Raw genomic sequence first — 23628 nt, 5'->3', positions numbered from 1 at the left:
CGGGACCGTATATTAAGTGTGATTGATGCCGCACCGGCCTCCGACGCATAGGACGATGATCCAGACAGTTCGACATCCATGGATCGTCACAAGGGATGCCGAGACATCATGCCAATGTGGGGTCCAGATTTGGTCTGGAACAGTATGCATTTTCTAACTTATGTTGAAACATAAGTTAAGACATAAGTTAAGACATAAGTTAAGACATAAGTTAAGACATAAGTCTCAATAGTCCAGCGGTTAAGGGATATTAACGTTGTTAATGTTCGACGTATTCCTTTTATATCCCACGAATCCAACGAATGTGCATGATATTCATCTTCTCGGGAACGGGAAACTCATACTCCGTCGCACTGCGCGTGTCCGAAGCAATGGGCATCGGTCTGGTGGACGTGGCGTCGTCGGTCAGGTACAAGCGCTACGGCTTCGATGCGAAGGGCGAGGATGTCGGCTTCATATTCCCGACATACTACGGCGGGCTTCCCCGCATGGTTCTCGAGTTCGCAAGGAACGTCAAGGTCTCTAACCCGGGCAGGGTCTTCTGCATCACGACATGCGGAGGGGAGTCCGGAGGCGCCTGCGAGATGCTCCGCGAGGAGTTGGGGCCGCGTCTGAGCGTCGATGTGTCGTACGATGTCCTGATGCCCGACAATGCGGTGTTCGCGTTCGACATGCCCACCAAGGAGCAGGCCGCCGAGATCCTCAAGGCATCCGATGCCGAGGTGGAAGGCATCATCGCATCGCTGAAGGCAGGGGATGTCGGGGACAGGTGCGTCCACAGGAGCGACATGGACTGGCGCGAACTCTACAAGAAGTATGACGAGGTGCGTGTGACCGAACCGTTCACCCTCACGGACCGGTGCATAGAATGCAAGATATGCGCCGAGATATGCCCGGAGCGGGTCATCGTGTTCTATCACAGGAGGCCGGTCTGGGACGAGGAGAAGTGCTCCCTGTGCATGGGGTGCATCCAGATGTGTCCCAAGAGGGCGATCGAGTTCGGCGAGGCCACCGTGAACCGCGGAAGGTACTGGAACCCGGCATACTACGAGAAGACCCTGGGGATCAAGCTCCAGTACGAGTGATCACGGGGCGGGGCCGCTCCCGCCCCTCTTCGATAGGCCAGATTCATCGAGGAAGGTTACCGAATAAAACCCATCCGGGAATGTTTCTATCCTTAGAATTAGTAGGACTTCGGAAGTCCTTCTATTTTTAGTAGGACTTTGAAAGTCCTTCTAATCGGGGCACATGCATATGGGCGTCGACCGATGGAATTGTAGAAATACGGCGCCATGGATTGAGTGGCAGTGATATGATGGGTTTCAGAGAAGAGACCAACATCCCTGCAGGACCCCTCAACCCCAAGGGCGAGAGGTTCGAGACCGTTATGCTCCACGCGGGCCAGGAGCGGCCCGACCCGGTCACCGGTGCGCGCGCCACGCCGGTGTACCTCACGACCTCCTTCGTCTTCGACGACTGCGATGCGGCGGCGGACGTCTTCGCGCTGAGGAAGCCGGGGAACATCTACTCCCGTCTGACGAACCCTACCACGGATGCCTTAGAGAGGAGGATCGCTGCGCTCGAAGGCGCCACTGCGGCCATCGCCGTCGCCTCCGGGGCGGCGGCCATCGCATACACGGTGGAGAATCTGTGCAGGGCGGGGGACCACATCGTGTCATCCAACACGATCTACGGCGGGACCTTCAACTACTTCGAGCACACGCTGAAGTCCCATGCGGTGGACTGCACGTTCATAGACCCCACCAGGCCCGGGACCGTCGGGAACTTCGAGGACGCGATACGCGAGAACACGAAGATGGTGTTCATCGAGACCATCGGCAATCCGAACGCCAACCTGATCGACATCGACGCCCTGGCGGAGATGTGCCATTCCCACGGTGTCCCGCTCGTCGTGGACAACACGTTCGCCACGCCCTATCTCTTCAGACCCTTGGACCACGGCGCGGACCTCGTCATAGAGTCGGCGACGAAGTTCATAGGAGGCCACGGCATCGTGCTCGGCGGCGTGATCGCGGAGAACGGGAGGTTCGATTGGGAGGGGTCCGGGAGGTTCCCGTGGATGGTCGAGGCGGACCCGAGCTATCACGGGATATCCTTCGCCAAGGATGCCCCTGACTGTCCGTTCTGCACCCGCGTCAGGGCGATCATACTGAGGGACATGGGGGCATGCATCTCGCCGGTCAACTCGTTCGCCCTCATGCAGAGCCTCGAGACCCTGTCCCTGAGGGTCGAGCGCCATGTGTACAACATGCAGAGGGTCGTGGAGTTCCTCGAGGGCCACCCGAAGGTGGAGAGGGTTAACCATCCGATGCTTCCGGACAATCCCGACCATGCGCTGTACGAGAGGTACTTCCCGTCTGGGGCCGGATCCATATTCACAATCGAGACCGTGGGCGGAAGGGAGGGCGCCAAGCGCTTCGCGGACTCCGTCAGGCTGTTCTCCCTCCTGGCGAACGTCGCGGACATGAAGTCGCTGGTGATCCATCCTGCGAGCACCACCCATTCCCAGATGACCGAGGAGGAGCTCCTCGCATCGGGGATCAAGCCCTCCACGATCCGCCTCTCCATAGGGTGCGAGAACGTCGAGGACATCATAGCGGACCTGGACCAGGCCCTGAACAAGATCTGAAACGGTTTCCCCGGCCCCGGAGGGGCCGATGAAATGGGCGTGGCCGAATGGCCCGCCCGTTTACGGTCTCACTTTTCCCATTTGGGATGGAGTCCGGCCAGGATCATTATCGCCAGTATGGCGGCTGCCACCAGGATGCATGCCACTATGAACAGGGTGGACGAACCGTTTGGCTCGCTGAATCCGCTTGCGTCATATGCGATGTCCGTGTAGTAGCTTGTGGATTCCACGACGACGGAGACGTTGATCTCAAAGGTCTTCTCAATCAACTTCCCTTCACTCACCCTTTCGACGTTCCCATTGCAGACAATCTGTACATCACTTCTGTCGTAACCGTCTATGCTGAGGATGTTCAATCTGAATTCTTTTCCAGATTCTACGAAGAACTTCAGGGTTTTCTCATCCAATACGTGATTTACTTCCAGACCATGGTACTGGTAGTTGCTGTCTCTGTACGATATGCTTGGGTTGTGATTGTAGATGTATATCTTCTTTCCAATGTTGGAAGAAAGGATGTCCGAATCATCATCTACGATGTCTGTATGCATAGGGTCTTGGATGTATTCGAGCATTTTCTTGTGATTGGCACTCCCTTCTACTACGACGATATTATCCGAATTGAATATGTTGTTCGGATCGGCATTCATCATTTCGGCGACATATAGTGGTTTGTGTAGCCTTTCGATGACATACGCGTCTGATTCTTCATACATTACAGGGGAGATTAATGCGACAGATATCACTAGAAGTGTGCATATTCCGATAGTCTTGCAATTCATCACATCTCCCTCCTTGTCATACGGAATGCCCCGAGGGCCAGGAATCCTATAGTCCAGATGATCCCATACACGCACATGGTCCCGATGTCGCCATATCCTACCTGTCCGCCCGAGAATAGGGTGAGCATACCGGTCATGGACATCGATACGGAGCTCCCCATGGACTGTATGACCACGTCCGGCAGGAACACGGGCATCGCCAGGAACTCCAGGGAGTCGAAGCGTACAGCCATCAAGATGAACAGCATCGGGAACACCACGACGTTGAGGATTATCGGTAGCAACACGGATCCCCTCCTGAGGAAGCATCCGAGACAGAATGCCGTGGACGAGTATACGAGCACTGCGACGATCGTCGCCAGGATCGATGTCAGCATGATGTCAGTGTAGAACTCATCGAACTTCACGGAGGCACAGGCTATCGCGACACCATAGGCCAGCAGGTACACTGCGACGCAGTATACGAATCCTGCAAGGTACTTCCCGAAGTAGAACGAGAGGCGGTGCATGGGGAGAGGTATGCTCATGTAGGCGGTCCTCTCCTTGAACTCGTCCGGGACCTGTTTCCCGCATTGCATCGCGGTGAAGAATGCCAGGGACAGGGGGAGGAATGCCAGTAGAAGTCCCACATAGGCGTTGGACATGTACAGTCCCCATGACTTAGCGATGGAATCCACGAACTCCGGTACGACGAAGCAGATCCCGGGGATCAGAGCTATCGCGATGATGATCGTGATCAGGTTCCTGCGTTTCGAGAACGTCTTCATCTGTGCGAACATCACGGTCAATGTCTGGGTGAGGAAGCTCGGAGGCTCGTACACCCTGTCCCTGTGTGCCTCCTCGTCGGTCATGCTGTAGTCGGAGTCGGCCCATGTCCCTCCGCGCCACTCCTCCTCGGGGCCGCTCTCGGTATCGGGTCCGGCATTACTCTCGCCGATCACTGCGGCACCTGCGACCGGTGCGGCGGATTGTCTCGGAGCCGATCTGACAGGGGTGACGATGTTCCTGTCGTCCTGGGGCGTCCTGTTCCTGACCTTCACCGGGGTGGCCAGCTCGTCGTACACCTTTCTGGGCCTGTCGGGCTGGGCGCGGCGGGGTTCTGCACGCGCAGGTTCATGTGCGGTCTGGGGTTCGATGATGGGGGCGTCCTCGGAATCCCGGTCGGACGCCCAGTAGTCGTCCTCGAAGGTCTTCTTCGGCTCCTCGTCACCCTTCTTGCGAAAGAGGCTCATCTGACATCATCTCCTTTCGTGAGCTCCATGTAGAGCGACTCCAGGTCCGCCCCCTTCTCGGAGACCGACATTATGCCCAGTCCGGACGAGTACACCAGGCCCACCAGGTGCTCCTGCTCCTCCGAGGTCCCGGAGAACTTCACATGGACCTCGCACTCGCCGGCACAGTCGACCGACACGACCCCGCTGCATCCGCCGATGTCCCTGACGATGTCAGGGGTGAACGGTCTCCTGGACCTTATGTTCAGCATGACGCTCCTGCTCCCTCCGACGCCGTTGATGAGCTCGGACACGTGTCCGGACGCCATCACCCGGCCGTCCCTTATCATGGTGACGGACCCGCAGAGCTCTGACACCTCCTTCAGGATGTGGGTGCTGATGAGCAGTGACCTGTCCTTGGACTTCATCGCGGACAGTGCCTGTCTCACCTCGATCATCCCCCTGGGATCCAACCCTGAGGTGGGCTCGTCCAATATTATCGTGCGCGGGTTGGGCAGGAGGGCCTGTGCCAGGACGACCCTCTGTCTCATACCCTTGGAGAATCCTCCGACGCTCTTGTCCCTCCATTCCCACATCTTCATGATCTCCAGCACGTCCCTGGAGCGGATGGCGATCTCCCTGGAGTCGAGGCCGTAGATGCGGCCCACGTACTCCAGCATCTCCGCGGGGGTCCAGGACGGGTACGGCTCCGGCGTCTCGATGACGCATCCCACGTGTGCCATCGCCTTGCGATGGTTCTTGATGTCGACACCCTCTATCTTCACCGTACCGGATGTCGGAAGGATCAGGCCGGTCATGACCTTCAGGGTCGTGCTCTTCCCCGCCCCGTTCGGGCCGAGGAGTCCCATGTAATCCCCTTTCTCCACGCGGAGGGAGACGTTGGATATCGCGGTGAAGGAGCCGTACTGTTTCGTAAGGCCTATCGCTTCTATCGCTGGTTCTTCAGTCATCTTATCATTCTCCCGAACGGTTGCCGGGCTGTATCATAACGGAAAGGCCGCCCACGACATACTCCCCGCAGGCGTCGTCCTCATCGTAGATCTGTTCTCCGGACCTCACGATGCATGCCTTCCCTTCCGTGTATGCGATCACCATGCCGTCGTCGGTCTCGAACACCGCCCTTCCGGATCTCGTCCTTGCGAGCCCTTCGTACGTCGCGCGTCTTCTTCCGTCGACGTGGAGGGTGACGATGGTCGGATTGGGGTCGGCCATGGTCGCTCTGCGGTCGAATCCGATCTCGAACTCGGCCTTGGTCTTGACCTTATATTCGGAGCTCTCCCCGTTGTGACCTACGGTCATCATGAAGCCCTGCTGAGGGGCGGCACTTCCATTATCGGTGCGGGTCTCGGGCGTCCTGCTGACCATCGTGGTGGTCCCGCAGTTCTGGCAGCACCACAGGTCACCCTCCTTGTGTTCGAGGGTGCCTCCGCAGTACTCGCACTTCAGCAACACCATGTCTGTCATATCATCACCTCAAGGCCTGTTCTCCCTGGGCCAGTCGTTATCGTAGTACGTGCACTCTCTCAGGCGCTCTATCGTCATGAAGATCGCCGGGAACAGCCCGTACCTCATGAACGCGATGCGCGAGTATTCCGAGCATGTCGGATAGCATGTGCACATGTGGGGGCGATCCACGGTGCGCCTCTGGTACCATTCGATCAGGACGATCGGTACACGGTTCAGTAGCGGTACGCGGACCTCCTCGCCGTAATAGGCCCTGGGCACTCTCCTCACGCCGCTGGGCGCATCGGAGATGCCTTCGAGAACAGGGATCGTTCTGATCAAAAGTAATCACTGATCTCGAGGAATGATCTGACGAATTCGTCATTCACACTGCTGTCGACGCCGGTGTAGATCGTGATCTCGTCACCCTGTGCGTTGATGGTCAGCTTGTATTTTGCATGGTTCTTCTTGGACAGACATCCCTTCTCCTGGGATGTTTGTCCGGATGTCTCGATAGATGTGATCTTCACGAGCGGTATGTTGAAAGTTACGCTGCCAAGGTTGCTCGCTTTGGAGAAGAGGCCGGTCTTCACTCCATCCGATTTGGTCTCCGCCGTTCCGACGACGCGCTCCCTGGTTATGGCCAGGAAGTATGTGTTTACCGCACTCCCTTTCTTGGGTTTCTTCTTCAGGCACCCGACATCGCTGCTCTGGATCCTGATGAAAGCTACGACATCATCGTCCGGTCTTATGTTCTTCAACAGCTCCTGCGGATACCCGTTGCTGCTGTTGCTTCCCCAGGTCATGTCTATCTGTCTTGACATTGTGAGTTATATAGACTATCAATCTTAAAATTATGCGGGGTTGCTTCGCCCCGCAAGAAGTTTATCAAATCGTTTTCGACGTATTCACATCCTCAGATATCTGTATGAGAATATCACGGCCAGCACGGACAGTACGGCCAGTACCGCGATCGCCACGTATCCGAGGGAGGACGTCTCGTTGGACCCGCCCTCCTCACCGTCATAGGTGACGGCGAACTTCGTCACGGAGTTTGTGCTCAACTCCACCAGTTCGTTGATGGAATCGTATGATGTGACAGCCGCACTCGTGGTGCCTTTGCCGTCCACCGTGTATGCCTTCACCCCGAATGCCGTCATCCCGTCCCCCAGTTCGTAGGGCAGTCTGACCTTCGCGCTTCCGGGGAATGACGTCATGGTGTTGGACCCGGCCTTCATCGTGATCACATACACTGTGGCGCCTTCCAGCCCGGTATCGTTATCGACCTTGACTATGGAGTACGACCAGTCGGAACCGGGCATCTTTCCCATGGTCGAGGAGCCAAGGGACACACCTCCCGTCGTAGACGATGTCTCCAGGGACATTCCCGCATCGGCGATGCTCTTCATCAGTGTCGCGGGTACGGTCACTGTGGAGCTGGTCCCGTAGTCGATCTCTATCGTCGTCGGTGCCCAGCCTGCAACGCTCTCCACGGCATTTATGCATCTGATCAGTTGGTTCTGGGAAGCTGCGGCTATGGTCCCGTCCTTCACGGAGGATGACGACACGGTCGCTTTTACGCTTCCTTTGATCGTCCCGTTGTCGTATTCCGATTCGCCCAGGACATTCACGCCCAGCTTCTCTTCGATATCGATATTCACGCGTTTGCTGCTGGAGTTGTCGTATGCATAACACGATCCGGCGAGCACATCGATGCTGCACGTCTTCGTGACGTTCTTCAGCTTGAACGTGACCGTGGTCTGTCCCTCCCTGTCTCCGGAGATGGTGCATGTGTCGCCATACAGGTATGCCGATGCTATGCCGGAGGATGCGACGGATACAGAGACATCGTTTAGTAGGTCTCTCGGGGTCACCGTTATCTTCACCTCGGGTTGATGTCCGGTGATCGTTGTGATCTCGCTCCGGTCGAGGGTCAGGGTGACCTGTGTGACAGTGACGGTGCATGTATCAGATTTTCCTCCCGCGGATGCGGTGATTGTAGCAGTCCCGTCGCCTACTGCTTTTACAAGGCCGCTTGATGAGACAGTGGCTACGGATGATTTACTGGAACTCCATGTTACAGTGCTGTTGCTGGCATTATAGGGACTAACATCCGCGGTCAGTTGATCGGAGTCACCGACATATAGTTTCAGAGAATCTTTGCTGATTTTAACACTCTCTACGGGGATCTCAGTTTCACCTGGATTCGTCTCCGTAGTGTTTGCTTCTGTGTCTGAAGCAATCGCGGTACTACCCAGACACACTGCCGTCAGTGCGATCGCGACGAGTAGGGTCGCTCTAATCCATTTGGAATCAATCATTCCACCACTGGATGTTATAAGAAATACACAATATAAACCTAAGACCCATTTTTCCATCACGGTCTGTTCTATCCAATAGTCGACCCCGGATCGTTTGGTTCCGATCGGGGTGGTCCGTGGAATATATCTATATGATATTACGGAAATCCTTTATGTGAGACTACGGAAATCCTTTATGTGACATAAAGAAAATCCCAAAATTGAAATATCATCCAAACGATCCTATCCTGAAGATCATGGTTTTGACGAAGGATGGATACATTCCACGCTTGATAGATCCCTGCATTTCGAGGCTTATGGGTGCTTACGGAGCGGTATGCATCGAAGGGACGAAGTTCTGTGGGAAGACATGGACCGCGTCAAACCATGCTAACAGCATCTTCGCTCTTGACGACATGGCGAACAACTACTCCAATCTCACCATGGCGAGGGTGGACCCGATGTACGCATTGGACGGGGAGAGGCCGCATCTCATCGACGAGTGGCAGCTGGTCCCTTCCATTTGGGACGGTGTCCGCAGAAGCGTCGATGATACGACGGCGAAGGGCCTGTACATCCTCTGCGGGTCGTCCGTGGCCAACGAGACCACGGGAGAGGAGGATGCAGCAGGGATCGTCCGTCATTCCGGTTTCGGCAGGATCTGCAAGGTGCGCATGAGGACCATGTCGCTGTTCGAGTCCGGCGATTCCGACGGCTCCGTATCGCTGAGTGCCCTGTTCGAGGGGGGGTTCAGGAACACTCCCATGTCCGATCCTTCCATGGACAGGTTGATCGACCTGACCATGCGCGGCGGATGGCCCGGAAACCTGTCCCTGAGCGTGGAGAATGCGGTCCTGGCCGTATCGAGGTATCCGGATGCCATCTGCGAGGATGACGTGAAGAGGGTGGACCCTTCCAAGGACAGGACCCGGGCGAAGATGCTGATGAGGTCACTGGCACGTAACGAGAGCACCGTCGCGTCGAACACCACGATATCACGTGACCTCAGGGAGTATGACGACGAGGTCATGTCCCCCACAACCGTGTCGAACTATGCAGAGCTCTTCGACCGTATGTTCCTGACGGAGAACCAGCCCGCCTTCGATCCCAATGTGAGGTCGTCCATGAAGGTCGGGAAGATGCCGAAGAGACATCTCACGGACCCGGCCCTCGCCATAGCGGCGCTGAGACTCTCGAAGAGGGAGCTCCTGGGCGATCTGGTGACCTTCGGTCTGATGTTCGAGGCGCTATGCGAGCGGGACCTCCAGATATATGCGTCGGTCAACGGGGGAAAGCTGTACCACTACAGGGACGGGAGGGGCAACGAGATCGATGCGGTCGTCGAGATGCCCGACGGGTCATGGGGCGCGTTCGAGATAAAGCTGGGGACCAATCAGATCGATGATGCCGCGGCCAAGCTGGCGAGGTTGCGCGACATCCTTCTGGACGACGAGGCGAACCATGTCCCGGGGAAGCCGAGGGCGAGGCCCCCTTCCATCCTCGCTGTCATCTGCGGCATGGCGCCGGCGGCATACAGGCGTGAGGACGGCGTCCACGTCATCCCGATAACATCGCTCCGTGATTGAGCGAGGTGGCACGGCCCATATGCCGGATAGAGCCAGCCGCATTCAACACAGGGCGCCGTCGGGACACCCGCCCCGCGGGTCCTGCTATCGCCGTCGGCATTTTCCTTATATCCGCGTGTGTGCATACGCACGCAATGAATGGGACCAACAAGACGACCGTGGGAGTCGTCTTCGGGATTGCACTCGCGTACGCAGCGCTCTCGCTCGTACTCACGATTATGGAGATCTTGGACGGAGGTCCGGTCTCCATCTACCTCTTCGCCCCACACGGAGGGGAGCTGGGAATAGACCTGTCTCAGGTCGCTGGGATCGACAGGATAGTGGAGCTCTACGCAGGATTCGTGGCGCTCTTCGGGGACGACAAGATGATATCCCTCGTCATCGTCCTGCTGGGATTCGTCATGTCCGCGGTCGGCATGATGACCCCCTGGTCCATGTCGGTCAGGAGTGACACCAACCCCGCCGAGTACCTGTGGGTCAAGAGGCCCGGGTCGGTCGTCCGCGGGCTCGGGGCCCCATGGGGGCTCATCGGCACATGCTGGGACAAGAGCAAGCCTCTCGCGATAGTCCCGATTGTGCTGCTCCCGTTCTATGCGGTATGGTCCGTCATGATAACGGTGTTTATGTTGCTCCCGTTCCTCGTGATGAAGGCGGTCATCGGCTCCAAGGTCCGCTCCGCCGCCAGGAGGGAGCAGAACAGCGGGGCCGGGTCCGCCGTGTGCCCCAAGTGCAAGAGGAACTTCTCGAGTCCCAAGGTAAGGTGCAAGTGCGGGCTGATACTGGACTACCCCGTCCCCAACGAGTACGGGTACAAGGTCCACACCTGCGAGAACGGGCACGACATACCGTGCACGCACGGCATGAGGAGGGAGCTGGTGACGGTCTGCCCGTTCTGCGAGCAGGAGATCGAGACCAGGGAGGCCGTCCCGATATCCATCGCCCTCGTGGGCGCCCAGGGCGCCGGGAAGACCACCCTGATGCTGGCCGCGGTCGGCACGATATCGCAGGTCGCCAGGACCAGGGACGTCGCCGTGGACGCCGCCACTTCCGGGGTGGACAGGAACGCCGTCGCGGCCAAGGACGTGGTGGCCAGGACCGCCTCGGGCGAACTGGACTCCGAGTGCCTCTTTCTCAGGTCGAGGGACATGTCCGACCGCGAGCTGATCTTCAACGACATATCCGGCACCGAGTTCGAGCCGAAGGAGGGCAAGACGCTGTTCCAGGAGTACTACAGGTACTCGGACGGGATAGTGTTCGCGTTCGATCCCATCGCGCTGGAGAACGGGAGGGGGTCGTCGCCCATGGACGTGTTCGAATCGTTCCACAGTACGTTCAATCAGATCAACGGTGTCGGTCCCGGGGCCGTGTCCAGGATACCGTTCGCCGTTGTCGCCACCCACAACGACGTGCTGTCCCCGTCCCTTGCGAGCTCGGACGTGAGGAAGTTCCTCATGGACAACGGACAGGGAGGGTTCGTGAGGGTCCTGGAGTCCGTGTTCTCGGACGTCAGGTACTTCGCGGCGACGTCGACCGGGGACGACTGCAAGTCCGCGGCTGTGCCGTTCTGGTGGATCGTCGGGAAGACGGACCAGGAGCTGGCCTCCAAGGTCCCCGTCCTGTCGGTCTGACAAACCATCACGAGGGGGATCCGGGACATCCCCGGACATCCCCTCATCCTTCTCCGTATCGGGGGTTTAAAAACCCATCCTGAGTACATAGTATTTAAAGCGAGTATCACGGTCCCCATCCATGGATTCTCAAAGGAACCTTACAAGCAAGAATGGCGCACCGGTGCCCAATGCAGAGAACTCGTTGACGGCCGGACCCAGGGGTCCGATGATGCTCCAGGATGCATGGTTCCTGGAGAAGATGGCCCATTTCGACAGGGAGGTCATCCCGGAGAGGCGCATGCATGCCAAAGGGTCCGGGGCGTTCGGCAGGTTCACGGTCACCAACGACATAACCCGCTTCACGAAGGCGAGCCTCTTCTCCGAGGTCGGCAAGGAGACCGACGTCTTCGTCAGGTTCTCCACCGTCGCGGGGGAGAGGGGAGCCGCCGACGCCGAGAGGGACATACGCGGGTTCGCCATGAAGTTCTACACCGACGAGGGCAACTGGGACCTGGTGGGGAACAACACTCCCGTGTTCTTCATAAGGGACCCGCTCAGGTTCCCCGACCTCAACCATGCGGTCAAGAGGGACCCCAGGACGAACATGCGCTCCGCGCAGAACAACTGGGACTTCTGGACGATGATCTCGGAGGCGCTGCACCAGGTCACCATAGTGATGTCCGACCGCGGCATACCCGCATCGTACAGGCACATGCACGGGTTCGGGAGCCATACGTACAGCATGATCAACTCCGAAGGCGTCCGCACATGGGTCAAGTACACCCTGAGGACGCAGCAGGGGATCAGGAACCTGACGGATGCGGAGGCGGAGGAGGTCATCGGGAGGGACAGGGAGAGCAACCAGCACGACCTGTTCGATGCCATCGAGAGGGGCGAGTTCCCGAGATGGACGATGTACATACAGGTGATGACCGAGGAGCAGGCCCGCGATTATCACGAGAACCCCTTCGACATAACGAAGGTCTGGCCGCACGGCGAGTTCCCGCTCATCGAGGTCGGGGTGCTGGAGCTCAACCGCAATCCCGAGAACTACTTCGCGGACGTGGAGCAGGCCGCGTTTGCACCGACCAACCTCGTCCCCGGTCTCGGCCTCTCGCCCGACAAGCTGCTCCAGGGAAGGGTGTTCGCGTACGGCGATGCACAGAGGTACAGGCTCGGTGTGAACCACAACCTCATCCCGGTCAACGCCCCGAAGTGTCCCGTGAACTCGTACCACCGCGACGGTCAGATGAGGGTCGACGGCAACTACGGGTCGAGGAAGGCGTACATCCCCAACAGCTACGGTGAGTGGGCGAACAACGGCGAGGAGGAGCCGCCCCTCCGCATCGACGGCGACATGCAGCGCTACGACCCCCTGGACGACAGGGATGACGATGTGTTCCGCCAGCCCGGGGACCTCTACAGGCTGATGACCGACGAGGGAAGGGCCGCGCTCATAGACAACACCGCAAGGAACATGGCCTCCGTGACGGAGAACATCAAGTATCGCCACGCCGCACACTGCTACAGGGCCGATCCCGGATACGGGACGCGCCTGGCGCAGGCAATGGGCCTGGACCCGGAGAAGGTGGCCGGGATGGCAGGTCTCTCGGAGACGGAGCTCAGGGAGGCCACCCGTTCCGCGTGACACAAACGGCATCCCCCGGAGGGGATGCCACCATTCCATATCTCAGCACCTGTATGTGTCCGCGGCGGACGCATCCGAGGTCCATCGGGTCAGAGCATGATGCGAACGGTCCGGATCGCGATGTCTGGGGGTGGATCCGCCGCCGATGGTCGACGATCCTCGCTCGGACATCCGACTGGAAGGTCTCTTCATATGGATTCCGATACCTCTGGAACATACGGTTTTAGGAGGGTTGATTTAAGAACATAAACCGATTTCTTTCCATGAAGGGGAGAATGTTACTGGCGACGGCCGTCGCGCTTATGATGGTCGTCACAGTCATGCCGCTCTCCGACATTTCCACCGCCGATGCTGCGCAGGCCGCATACACGGCGGCGGACGTGGAGGGGAGTGACCTACCGGCATTGGCCCTCGTGGACAATGGCGACGGGTCGTACACGATGCAGTCCGAATATCTCGAATCGGTGTTCGGCATAAAGGACGCCGCACCCTCGGACATAGACGATCCGATAGGCAACAACCCGGTGGGGATATCCCCGTTGGAACTCGTCTACTGGTACGGAGGGGCCGATTCCACATACGAGGTCCATGAGGTCAGTTCCGGGGAGAACATCCGTGTGGACCACACGAACATCAACACGGATTCCAACCACTCCATCTCGTTCGCCGCCGCTCTGACGCAGAACAACGCGGACGCACACAGGGCGCCCGGGACCAGGTGGGACGAGAGCGGGTTCGCCAAGCAGGACTGGTACTGCAACCTGTACTACGACAACGGTACGGGGGAACTGAAGCTCGCGGTCATGAACGGCGTCGATTCGTCGGTCGTCTCCGTCGATGCGGCCGGAGGGACGGGCCCGTATCCCCTGGACCAGATCAACATCGTGACGTCGATCCAGTCGACGAACATCCTCGACTACGCGGTCGGCGACTTCGACGGAGACGGGAACGAGGACATCGCGGTCCACCACATCACGAACATCCTCGTGTTCTCGCTGGACCAGAGCACGCTCCAGCTGGAGCTGCGCTCGTCCACGCCCGTGCCGTCGTACTCCGGATACCACAACACGCTGTTCACGCCCGTGTCCATGTCCTCCGGGGACGTGGATGACGACGGCGTCGACGAGCTGGTCGTGGCAAGGGGATACTACAAGGACGGGATCGCCGGGAACAGCGAGTTCACCGACATAGGGGTCGTCAACTACGGCGACAGCATGGGCGCTACCGCCAAGTGGGTCAGGATGACCGTCCACGATCCCAAGAACAGCAGCTCCATGCTCGATTCCGTCATGACATCCGTGGCATGCGCCGACATCGACAACGACGGGAGGACCGAGATCGTCGTCGGAGGGTTCCTGTGGGACAACACCAACACCGACGTCTCCTACACGAAGAACTGGAACCACTCCGCGGGAGAGCTCTACCTCACCTATCTGGAGTACTCCGAGATGTCCTCGTCGGTCAATCCCAGGGGGCTCACCATCCTGGGCGACGACAATGGCACGGCATCCACCCGCTACCTGCAGGACAACAAGGACTTCAGCAAGCACTACGCGATGAACGGCCACGACCTGGCCGACACGTCGATATTCCTCACGGACAACAGCGACAACCCGTCGGGCCTCTGCAGGTCCCCGAACTGGTGCAACTGGACCGTCCCGCTGTACGGCGGGAGCATGAGCGGTCCGGAGAACGGCAGGACCCACGACCAGGCCTACTTCGACAAGTGGTTCTACGAGTACAGGGACGGTTCGTTCAAGGTGTACAAGAAGGTCAGCGAGCTGGGCAAGGTCATGGACAACAACAACGTCGCCTGTCACGCCGTGAACATCGGGTCCATACTGAACCAGGACCCCGAGAACTACAGCGCCAGGGACGACTTCATGGTGTTCTACGCCGCGGACCTCCAGTCCAACTTCGACAACGGGGACACCGAGTGGGTGTTCGTGGTCTACTCGTACTCGGACAACCCCGAGTGCGCCCACCTGTACAGCGTGAACCTGACGGAGCCGTACCGCGACCTCCGCGGATGGGGGCTGTACAACGTCGGGAGGGCGTTCGTCGGGAACTATGACAACGACACCTACTATGTGGACTACATGGCGAGGCTCTTCACCTACACGGACCCCACCGTGATCGCCGTCCTCGAGGCCGTCCCGTACGACATGGACCTCGCCGATATACTGCTCGGAGGCGCCGACGCGATCGGCAAGACGAGCTTCACCAAGTACGACTCACACACGGAGTCGGTGGACTCCACCTGCCACTTCGAGATAGGCCCCTCCGGAGGGCTGGATGCGATAGTGAAGGCGGAGGCCGCGGTCATGATGAGCCATGACAAGACGTTCTCATCGTCGAACACGCTGCAGTTCTCATCGTCGTACACCTCGTCCCACGACACCGTGGCCGCGTACGTCATCCCGACTGACATGTACTTCTACAAGGTGTACGTCCCGTCCGGCACGGGATACACTGAGTCGTACCAGTACGTGCCCACGTACCGCGATCCCGTCCAGACCATGTTCGACAGGGAGGAGTACAACGAGTTCATCACCAACTACAACGGTCTGATGGCCGACCTGTCCTCCGATTTCGTCGATCTCCCGACGATACCGTCCTACGGCGTCGAGGAGGGGGACGTAACCACCTACACCGGCAAGCCTACCGACCCCCTGCAGCAGAGGGACGTCTACTACAAGGGCGCGGGGAACAGCGCGACAGTCCACCAGGAGGTGGACCTGAGCAAGTCCACCGGGGAGGCGTACGCCGGCGGAGGATACGTCGACGTCTCCATCCAGGCCAGCCTGTTCTTCGGCATCGTGAATATAGGCGGGTCGATGCAGCTCGGAGGGACCAGGACAACGACCAGCACGGACCTCAGCGGGATGGCGTTCTCGTCCGACCTCTACAACGGCATGCAGGTCAACTACCTGGGCAACGTCAACGAGGCCAAGAGCGTCCTCTCGCAGTACACGATGACCGGGAGCATATGGGCGGAGATGCGCCAGCTCACGGACGAGCACGGGAACGTCAACGAGTACGTCCATGTCGGATACACGGTGACCAACCACACGTCCGCCGCGAAGCTCGCGTCCATCACCCCTGACGTGTACATCCCCGACGGCACCGACGAGGACGACCCCTACAACCCGACGAACGATTCGATATGCCTGCAGGTCACCCTCCCGGGGCTCAACGATCGCCCGGACATGAACGCCGACGGGTACAGGCTGCAGGTCAAGTGGCAGAACAACTGGTACACGGTCGACGGCAACGTGCTGGGATTCGGCGTGTACGTAGGCAGCGTCACAGACGGGTGGGAGTCGTTCGACGGTACGCTGTACCCCGAGCCGGAGGACAGGACCGTGTGGGTCAAGGTCGACGGGCTCTCCGCGATATCCAACAACTCCGTGGACTTCAGGATCGAGTCGTACAGGACGGCCGGCACCGTGGAGGAGAAGAACCCGAGCCTCCCCGTCACCGGCTACAAGGACACCCGCGTCAGCGGGGCCAACCACATGGTGACCGCCGGGAGGCCGATGGTGCCGGACCACATCACGCTGACCGGTGCGGACAGGAACTCCATAGTCGTCGGTCCGGAGTCCTTCAAGAAGATCGACGAGCACATCGTGCTCTTCCTGAAGACCGAGCTCAGCGAGGGCGACCGTGCGGACCTCTGGTACTGCGACAGGGACCTGAGCTTCTCGCTCCTGTCGGAGGACCTCCTGATCTACGCCAACGGATACATGATCTACGAGTACGTCCCGGAGCCCGAGACGGACTCCGGACCGGTCCTGGTGGCCGGGTCGGTCATACTGATGCTGCTCAGCGCGATGCTCCTGGTCTCCGCGTTCAGGAAGCGCTGACCCGAACCACATGTCGGGGGCCTGTCCCCCGACCAAACACGTTCCGGACCGCCGATGGGACAGGACCCTTTTTATGTCCGTCCCATCTCTCCGGGACATGGGCCTGAGAGACCTCTACGAGAGGTGGACATCCGTCAACCTGGTGATAAGGATCGTCGCGGGACTGGCGATCGGTGCCGTTCTCGCGCTTACCCTGCCGGGGATACCGTTCCTCTCCACACTGGGGTCCATGTTCGTCGGGGCGCTGAAGGCCATAGCCCCGATCCTGGTCATGCTGCTGGTGATGAGCTCGCTGTCGAAGCAGGTCAGCGGTCACGGCAGGAGGTTCAGGATGGTCCTCATGCTGTACGTGGGGAGCACCATCGTCGCGACCGTCGTCGCCACCGTGTTCTCGTACGCGTTCCCCGTGACGGTCGACCTCGACATCCCGCCCGGAGGGGAGTACGACGGCGAGGGGATAGCCGAGCTGATATCCGGGCTCCTGATAGGCATGGTCTCCAACCCGGTCACCGCGCTGATCGAGGGGAACTACCTGTGCATCCTGTTCTGGGCGGTCCTGATCGGCATGGTCATGCGCACCGTGGCGAACGAGGCCACGGTGAGGGTCATGACCAACGTCTCGGACATAGTCGTCAAGGCGGTGGTCGTGATCATCGAGTTCGCTCCCATCGGGATACTCGGGCTCGTCTACGAGACGGTGTCCACGAACGGGCTGGAGGTGTTCGCCGACTACGGCATGCTCATCGTGCTGCTGGTCGCATGCATGGCCGTCGTGATGTTCGTCACCAATCCTGTCATCTCGGCGCTGGCCATGAGGCGCAACCCCTATCCCCTGCTGTATGAGTGCCTACGCACCAGTGCGGTCACCGCGTTCTTCACGAGGTCCTCCGCGGCCAACATACCCGTCAACCTGGACCTGTGCAGGAGGCTCGGGCTCAACATGGACTTCTGCTCCGTGTCGATTCCACTGGGGGCGACGATAAATATGAACGGGGCGGCGATCACGATAACCGTGATGACCCTGTGCGCCGCGTTCTCCCTGGGCATGGACGTCCCGATCCTGATGGCCGCCCCGCTGTGCATAATAGCGGCGGTCGCGGCATGCGGCGCGTCGGGGGTCGCCGGAGGGTCCCTGCTGCTGATCCCCATGGCATGCTCGTTCCTGGGCATCGACGGGGACGTCGCCATGCAGATGGTCGCGATCGGGTTCATCATCGGTGTGATCCAGGACTCCATGGAGACCGCCCTGAACTCGTCCGCGGACGTGTTCTTCTCCGCCACCACGGACATCAGGGTCACGGCAGACGAGGCCGACCGCCGACGGCGACCATGATAGGTCTTGCTTCAGTGGTTCGATGATAGGTCGGACAATCCGAAGGATCAGGGATGGTTGCGTTAACATCAGGCCCTGGTCCTTTGGACACCTGCTCCGGTCCATACACCGGATCTCGAGTCTTGATTGCCTCTCTATCGTCAGTATTTGAATTACCATGCTGCTTGGAATCATGTGAAAATATCGAAGATGTTTGATCGGGCGGCTCTGTGGTCTCCGCCCGATGTAGGTGGGTCACTTCTTCTTGAAGTCGTACATGATGTACACGGCAAGGATCGCGGCAAACACTGCAGCGGCGGCGCATGCGAGGACCTTGGCGCTCTCATCATCGTTCGAGGGCTGCTCGGGCGGGATGACCTCCACGCCCCCATCACCACGATCGGGCAATGGGATGAATGTGGTCTCCTCATACTGTATGTCGATGACGTATATCGTGTTGTGATTCGTCCAGAACGATATCTCGCCATTGGAGAGGGTACCATTTCCGATGGGGACGAGTTCATCGTTGATCTCATCCAGATAGTATACGAGGATCGCTTCAACATCCTTATTGGACGATACGATGACAGGGATGGAGACGATCATTCCCTTCTCATCGTCTATGTCAAAATTCTTGATCTCGATGTCGATTCCCGCTTCGGCGGATGGAAGTACGGACTCGGGGTCGGTCAAGACCTCTGCCTTGAAACGTACATATCCCTTCTCGGAGCTTCCCTGAACGGTCAGTTTCACTTCTCCGATCTCCGCGTTTATGGTCACATCCTCATGCTTGTCCGTGGATTCGATGATGATCTCTGAGTCTCCTTCGAGGGTCTTCGAATCCCCGGACTCGTCTATCTTGTCCGTAGGCAACGGCTTCTCCGGTTCGAACACGGTCACTGCGATGACAGGGCCGGTCGCGGACGAGGAATCCGAGCCGTACGTTGCCGTGACGCTCACGCTGTACGACCCCGAGGACGAGACCTCCAAGGTGCTCTGGGTCGCGTTCGGTAGTTCCACACCATCCTTCGACCATTGGTATGAGAATGTGGCATTCAGAGTATGGGATGCGGTCGCGGTCAGGGTGGTATGGCCGCCCTCGGGGATATCGGTCCCATAGGAGCTATCCGTCTCGACGGTAGGTGCATCCATCCTCCAGGTCGCATCTATCGTCATGTTCGCGGTCACAGGTGTCGTGACAGTCCAGACACCCCCATTCGAAGTCCATCCGGTCATCGTGTATCCGGTCTTGGCGAACGTAGGTATGGAGGATGAGGGCACGGTCGATCCGGAATCGACGATCACGTCGATGTTCCTTCCGGATCCGTCCCTGAACACCACCTCGTACTGTGCGATTATGTTGATCTTGCGGTCGGTGTCCCCAACTCCGACGAAATTATTCTCGATGGGGGTCACGGCAGTACCAGAGGGGTCCTGTACCGTCCCATGACGGTATCTGAAATCGAAGACTCCCTTCTCGGATGGGGTTCCTGTTGTTCTAGGGTATCCGTCCAATCCGTAGAAGATGTACCAGTTGCCTCCCTGTCCTTGCTTCATGACGGATCCCTCATGGTTGGTCAGAGCGATGTGTGTGGCGCCTGGAGCGTATATCACGTAATTTCCGTTGGTGCTTCCGCCGATGACGGTCCCGAAGTTATCGAAGATCACCGTGGTATCGTTCCTTCCATCGACAGGGCTGGCAGAGCCGAAGCTGAGCGCATGGCCTGTGCCACTCCTATCGATGGTACCGTAGTTGTAGATCCTGTTGTCGATCCCTTGTACCTGGATATAGCTCATCTTCGCATCCCTGTAGGACTCGGTCCCGTTGTACACGACGAGCCTGTCCCCGGCCTGGGCGGTCCTGCCGTCAATGCTCGTCAGGCCCGTGACCGTTCCCTGATTGTACACCGTGACATCATCGCCATTCACGATGACCTGCCCTATGGTGGAGTTATTCCTGAGAACCATCCCATCCGATGTGATTGTGACTCTACCATTGTCACCGAATGCGGCATCCGATGCGACCGTGACATCGCATTCTGGTATCCCCACGGAGATGTTGTTCGATGATGAGCGATCTCCGGAGATCGTCAACTTCTCGCATAGGGATTCGTCCGATATCAGGACGGACAGGAATTGAGGAAGTTGCAAGGTCCCGGAGTCATCCTGGACAGTGACATTCTCCAGGTATAGGGATGCACCCTGGTTCACCAGCTCACTTGACTTCTTTGCAGCCTTTACCAATGAACTTTCCAGTTCGCTGATGTCCTCGAATACCATGTCACGATACGTCGTCGTGGTCGTTCCGGCACAGTGTGTGGAGCAGAATCCTCCACTGTAGCTGTTGGAGATCCCTCCAGAGTTCTCACAGCTGATGACCTCGACGTTGCCACCATGCCCTACAATGCCTGCGGAGAAATGTGCATGGCCGGAGATCTCTCCGGAATTGCTGCAGTCGATCACGGATCCTGTGTAGTAGTTGGCGATTCCTGCCAGGGCACCCACCGGTGACCCTTCTGACCCTCCGGATACCTTTCCGGAATTGCTACAGTTGGCGATCACATTGGTCCTATCGCCTGGATTCTGTCCGGCTATACCGCCGGCAACGGCTGTGTATGCATCATCTACGGTACCATGCCCGGTGATCGTTATTGCTCCTGTGTTGTGACAGTCGTAGATGACGATCGGATCCCCGGATGGTATCTGTCCGACAATCCCTGCCATGCCGCCGGCACTCAGATATGCGTCAACAACAGCATTGTTGGTACATCCGACCACCGCGGACAGATACGGCCCTTCTTTGGGGGAGGCACGCAGGGATCCAGCGATACCTCCTATGTTGTACACCTCATCTGTCTCATTATTTCCAGTGGACACATTGACATCTTTGGCAGTGTCGCAATTCGTGATGTATGTTCCGTAACCGCGTCCGATGATCCCTCCGATCGAGTTCGTTCCCACGATCGAGGACTCTCCATCGACGGAGATGTTGGAGATGTATGCATCCCAGGTCTCTCCTGCGAGGGCCCCTACCTTCGATCCGCTTGCGGTGATCTTGAATCCGCTGAGGGTCAGATCCTTGATGACCGCAGAGTAGTCGTCCTCGGAAATCGACCCTCTGAATCCCGAGTCGTCGTACAACTTCTCGGTACTGTCATAGTACATGTTAGGCTGTCCCTTGACGCATCCGAAGAGGCCGAGGTAGACATCCACATTCCCCCCGGTGGAACTGGGTATGGCCAATCCGGAGATGGTATGTCCGTTACCATCGAAACGACCGGAGAACGGCTTATCCACAGTCCCTATGGGGGTCCAGGTTCCGTCGGTAATCGTGATGTTCGTATCAAGTCTGATATAGAGTCCTGCGTAGCTGTAGCCATTGTTCACGTTTTCACGGAGTTTTTGTAGGTCTTCGTACGAACCTATGATGATGGGGTCATCTTCAACTCCGGTTCCATTGAGGCCTGTGGATCCCGATCCCCACTCATTGCTTGTCGGGTTCCAGGACTTCAAGATGGTCTCACCATTCTCCGTCATGATGATCGACGCTGTGGCATCTTCGCCACAGAACGATCCGGAGAACTTCCAATCCTCGCTTCCTTCATTGAATATCTCGTATGATCCGACATTCAGTACAGATCCCGATGCTATTTTGATGGATGCGTTGTTTATTTTGGTCTTGTAGTCGGAACTCATCATGACATCGTGGTCATACTTCGCTCCTGCTACCAGATTGTTCACTGTTGATGTTGCATCCGACGTTATCTTGAGACTTCTCCCATTCTGAACGATTTCCCCGATCGAGGATCCGATGAGTATGAGGTTTATGGACCCTGAGTTGTTCATCCAGGTCATCATGCCTTCAGTGGTGCAGTTGCGCAGGGTGTAGCTTTCGCTCGTTCCTCCGTTGCTGTAGATGTCTGCCACAAGCTCGTATTTCCCAGGTTCGAATCCCTCATCCGTCATACTGTCGACGATCAGTCTCGTCTCCCTTGCCATTCCGACGGCTATACCGCGTACGGCTCCATTCCACACGGTGTCCTGGTTTGACGTATTCTTCTCATCAGTGGAGACCAACCTATCCGATTCAGTATCCAATCCGATCTCCGGTGAGACTGAACAGGATGTTATCACACAGGAGCTTCCGCCTGCATTTCCGATTATTCCGCCCACGATGTCATTGGCACTGACGGTGACTGTTCCTTCCACGGAGCAGTTCGTGAACGATACATCCCCATTGGAGCTCCCGACGATACCTCCTGCATTGGGCTTTCCAGTGACATCGGCCGAATTCACGGAGTCTACAATCACGACTTTGCTGCCAACGATCCCGATAAGCCCTCCTGCGGAATAGCCATGGCTGATTATGGTGCCTGAGTTGGTGAAACTATCGACCCTTACTGTTTTGGATTCACTCCCTTGATCATAACCGATCAGTCCTCCCGCATATGCTGATTGAGTGGGGTTATCGACAGTCTCTACCTTCCCAGTATTCTCACAGTCTGAGATTGATACTGAACAAGTCGTACTATTATTGGATCCGAGATACCCTATGATGCCGCCTACATTGTAGCCAGTGATGTTGCCCGTGTTGGTGGAATTTTCTATTATCACGGATTTTACTTCCTGGGAAGCAATCCCAACAATTCCGCCACATTTTCCATTCGAGGCGCTGTGACTTACATCGGCATTATTCGTCGAATTGTACACGGCTATGGACGTTCCGTATGCTCTTCCGACAATTCCTCCAGCACCATCCGATGCCTTGATGGAACCGCTCACAGTCACACCAGAGATTACGGTATCTCCGAAGGCATATCCGACAATTCCTCCGACCCCGTCTCCAAATTTGTCCTCAGTGTCTGTATCGATCTCAACGCCTGTTAGATGAACATTCTTTATCACGGCGTTGTTGATGAATCCGAATAGTCCATACAAGTATTCTTCTTTGTCTTTCAAAGAACTATCCTCGGGAGTATACCCTGTATTCTTCAGGTTATGGATAGTCCTATTATTACCATCAAATACACCCTCGAAACACTTGATGCCTTTGGCATCTTTGTCAATGATTGTTCTGGCATTGTTGCCTATCGGCACCCAGGCCTCGGTCAGTGTTATGTCGGCGGTCAGTCTGACCGTTATTCCGGCCATGGTGTCGCCTCCATTCACACGTGTTGCAATGGCTTTGAGCTCATCCTCCGT

At 57.7% G+C, this 23628-nt stretch carries 15 protein-coding genes and 1 pseudogene; 7 read left to right on the top strand and 9 right to left on the bottom strand.

Translation table 11 applies throughout. The features are described from left to right. Positions 1-308 precede the first annotated feature (308 nt). Positions 309-1085 (top strand): EFR1 family ferrodoxin, encoded by a 777-nt coding sequence (locus V5D86_RS03470; RefSeq protein ID WP_414595303.1) that lies wholly within the window; start codon positions 309-311, stop codon positions 1083-1085. A 230-nt stretch (positions 1086-1315) separates the two neighbouring features. Beyond that, positions 1316-2650, top strand: coding sequence for an O-acetylhomoserine aminocarboxypropyltransferase/cysteine synthase family protein (locus tag V5D86_RS03465; protein WP_414595357.1), 1335 nt, complete (start codon positions 1316-1318; stop codon positions 2648-2650). 68 nt (positions 2651-2718) lie between these two features. Here the strand turns inward: V5D86_RS03465 and V5D86_RS03460 are convergent, their stop codons facing one another. The 8 genes and pseudogenes from V5D86_RS03460 to V5D86_RS03425 form a co-directional block, all read right to left on the bottom strand. Beyond that, positions 2719-3429: a hypothetical protein gene (locus tag V5D86_RS03460; RefSeq protein ID WP_414595302.1), complete on the bottom strand. Its 711-nt coding sequence runs from the start codon at positions 3427-3429 to the stop codon at positions 2719-2721. Next, positions 3429-4661 (bottom strand): ABC transporter permease, encoded by a 1233-nt coding sequence (locus V5D86_RS03455; protein ID WP_414595301.1) that lies wholly within the window; start codon positions 4659-4661, stop codon positions 3429-3431. The genes V5D86_RS03460 and V5D86_RS03455 overlap by 1 nt, the downstream gene beginning before the upstream one ends. Further along, positions 4658-5611 (bottom strand): ABC transporter ATP-binding protein, encoded by a 954-nt coding sequence (locus tag V5D86_RS03450; RefSeq protein ID WP_414595300.1) that lies wholly within the window; start codon positions 5609-5611, stop codon positions 4658-4660. Before V5D86_RS03450 ends, V5D86_RS03455 begins: the two co-directional genes overlap by 4 nt. A 4-nt stretch (positions 5612-5615) precedes the next feature. After that, the gene (locus V5D86_RS03445; RefSeq protein ID WP_414595299.1) at positions 5616-6125 is read right to left on the bottom strand and encodes a hypothetical protein; all 510 of its coding nucleotides are present in this window, start codon (positions 6123-6125) and stop codon (positions 5616-5618) included. Positions 6126-6134: 9 nt separating this feature from the next. Further along, positions 6135-6446 carry a membrane protein insertion efficiency factor YidD gene (gene yidD, locus V5D86_RS03440; RefSeq protein ID WP_414595298.1) on the bottom strand — a complete coding sequence of 104 codons (312 nt, stop codon included), beginning with the start codon at positions 6444-6446 and terminating at the stop codon, positions 6135-6137. Beyond that, positions 6443-6928: a hypothetical protein gene (locus V5D86_RS03435; protein WP_414595297.1), complete on the bottom strand. Its 486-nt coding sequence runs from the start codon at positions 6926-6928 to the stop codon at positions 6443-6445. The genes yidD and V5D86_RS03435 overlap by 4 nt, the downstream gene beginning before the upstream one ends. 84 nt (positions 6929-7012) lie before the next feature. Beyond that, a complete protein-coding gene (locus tag V5D86_RS03430; RefSeq protein WP_414595358.1) occupies positions 7013-7990 on the bottom strand; it encodes a hypothetical protein in 978 nt (325 codons plus the stop codon). Positions 7991-8062: 72 nt separating this feature from the next. Further along, positions 8063-8425: pseudogene (locus V5D86_RS03425) on the bottom strand (Ig-like domain-containing protein); the annotation flags it as partial. Between the two features lie 296 nt (positions 8426-8721). On the opposite strand from V5D86_RS03425, the gene V5D86_RS03420 reads away from it, so the two are divergent. From V5D86_RS03420 to sstT, 5 genes are all read left to right on the top strand, one after another. Further along, positions 8722-9990 carry an ATP-binding protein gene (locus V5D86_RS03420; RefSeq protein WP_414595296.1) on the top strand — a complete coding sequence of 423 codons (1269 nt, stop codon included), beginning with the start codon at positions 8722-8724 and terminating at the stop codon, positions 9988-9990. 134 nt (positions 9991-10124) lie between these two features. Beyond that, the gene (locus V5D86_RS03415) at positions 10125-11618 is read left to right on the top strand and encodes a TRAFAC clade GTPase domain-containing protein (protein ID WP_414595295.1); all 1494 of its coding nucleotides are present in this window, start codon (positions 10125-10127) and stop codon (positions 11616-11618) included. Positions 11619-11739: 121 nt separating this feature from the next. Beyond that, complete coding sequence (locus tag V5D86_RS03410; protein ID WP_414595294.1) at positions 11740-13248, top strand: catalase; 1509 nt, start codon at positions 11740-11742, stop codon at positions 13246-13248. 263 nt (positions 13249-13511) lie between these two features. Continuing rightward, positions 13512-17114: a hypothetical protein gene (locus V5D86_RS03405; protein WP_414595293.1), complete on the top strand. Its 3603-nt coding sequence runs from the start codon at positions 13512-13514 to the stop codon at positions 17112-17114. Between the two features lie 97 nt (positions 17115-17211). Then, entirely contained in the window at positions 17212-18447 is a 1236-nt protein-coding gene (sstT, locus tag V5D86_RS03400; RefSeq protein ID WP_414595292.1) for a serine/threonine transporter SstT, read from the top strand. Positions 18448-18681: 234 nt separating this feature from the next. On the opposite strand, the gene V5D86_RS03395 is transcribed toward sstT, so the two are convergent. Beyond that, positions 18682-22737, bottom strand: a complete 4056-nt coding sequence (locus tag V5D86_RS03395) for a hypothetical protein (RefSeq protein WP_414595291.1) — start codon at positions 22735-22737, stop codon at positions 18682-18684. Positions 22738-23628 lie beyond the last annotated feature (891 nt).

It is taken from the genome of Candidatus Methanoprimaticola sp. MG2, from assembly GCF_047501175.1.
Taxonomy (GTDB): Archaea; Thermoplasmatota; Thermoplasmata; order Methanomassiliicoccales; family Methanomethylophilaceae; genus Methanoprimaticola.
This window is presented reverse-complemented; position numbering and strand designations above follow the sequence as displayed.

Bases quoted from the DNA above. Each gene is read 5' to 3' on its own strand.
- V5D86_RS03420 (WP_414595296.1), top strand. From the start codon at position 8,722: ATGGGTGCTTACGGAGCGGTATGCATCGAAGGGACGAAGTTCTGTGGG.
- V5D86_RS03460 (WP_414595302.1), bottom strand. From the start codon at position 3,429: ATGAATTGCAAGACTATCGGAATATGCACACTTCTAGTGATATCTGTC.
- V5D86_RS03415 (WP_414595295.1), top strand. From the start codon at position 10,125: ATGAATGGGACCAACAAGACGACCGTGGGAGTCGTCTTCGGGATTGCA.
- V5D86_RS03445 (WP_414595299.1), bottom strand. From the start codon at position 6,125: ATGACAGACATGGTGTTGCTGAAGTGCGAGTACTGCGGAGGCACCCTC.
- V5D86_RS03455 (WP_414595301.1), bottom strand. From the start codon at position 4,661: ATGAGCCTCTTTCGCAAGAAGGGTGACGAGGAGCCGAAGAAGACCTTC.
- V5D86_RS03435 (WP_414595297.1), bottom strand. From the start codon at position 6,928: ATGTCAAGACAGATAGACATGACCTGGGGAAGCAACAGCAGCAACGGG.
- V5D86_RS03405 (WP_414595293.1), top strand. From the start codon at position 13,512: ATGAAGGGGAGAATGTTACTGGCGACGGCCGTCGCGCTTATGATGGTC.
- sstT (WP_414595292.1), top strand. From the start codon at position 17,212: ATGGGCCTGAGAGACCTCTACGAGAGGTGGACATCCGTCAACCTGGTG.
- V5D86_RS03470 (WP_414595303.1), top strand. From the start codon at position 309: ATGATATTCATCTTCTCGGGAACGGGAAACTCATACTCCGTCGCACTG.
- V5D86_RS03410 (WP_414595294.1), top strand. From the start codon at position 11,740: ATGGATTCTCAAAGGAACCTTACAAGCAAGAATGGCGCACCGGTGCCC.
- V5D86_RS03450 (WP_414595300.1), bottom strand. From the start codon at position 5,611: ATGACTGAAGAACCAGCGATAGAAGCGATAGGCCTTACGAAACAGTAC.
- V5D86_RS03465 (WP_414595357.1), top strand. From the start codon at position 1,316: ATGGGTTTCAGAGAAGAGACCAACATCCCTGCAGGACCCCTCAACCCC.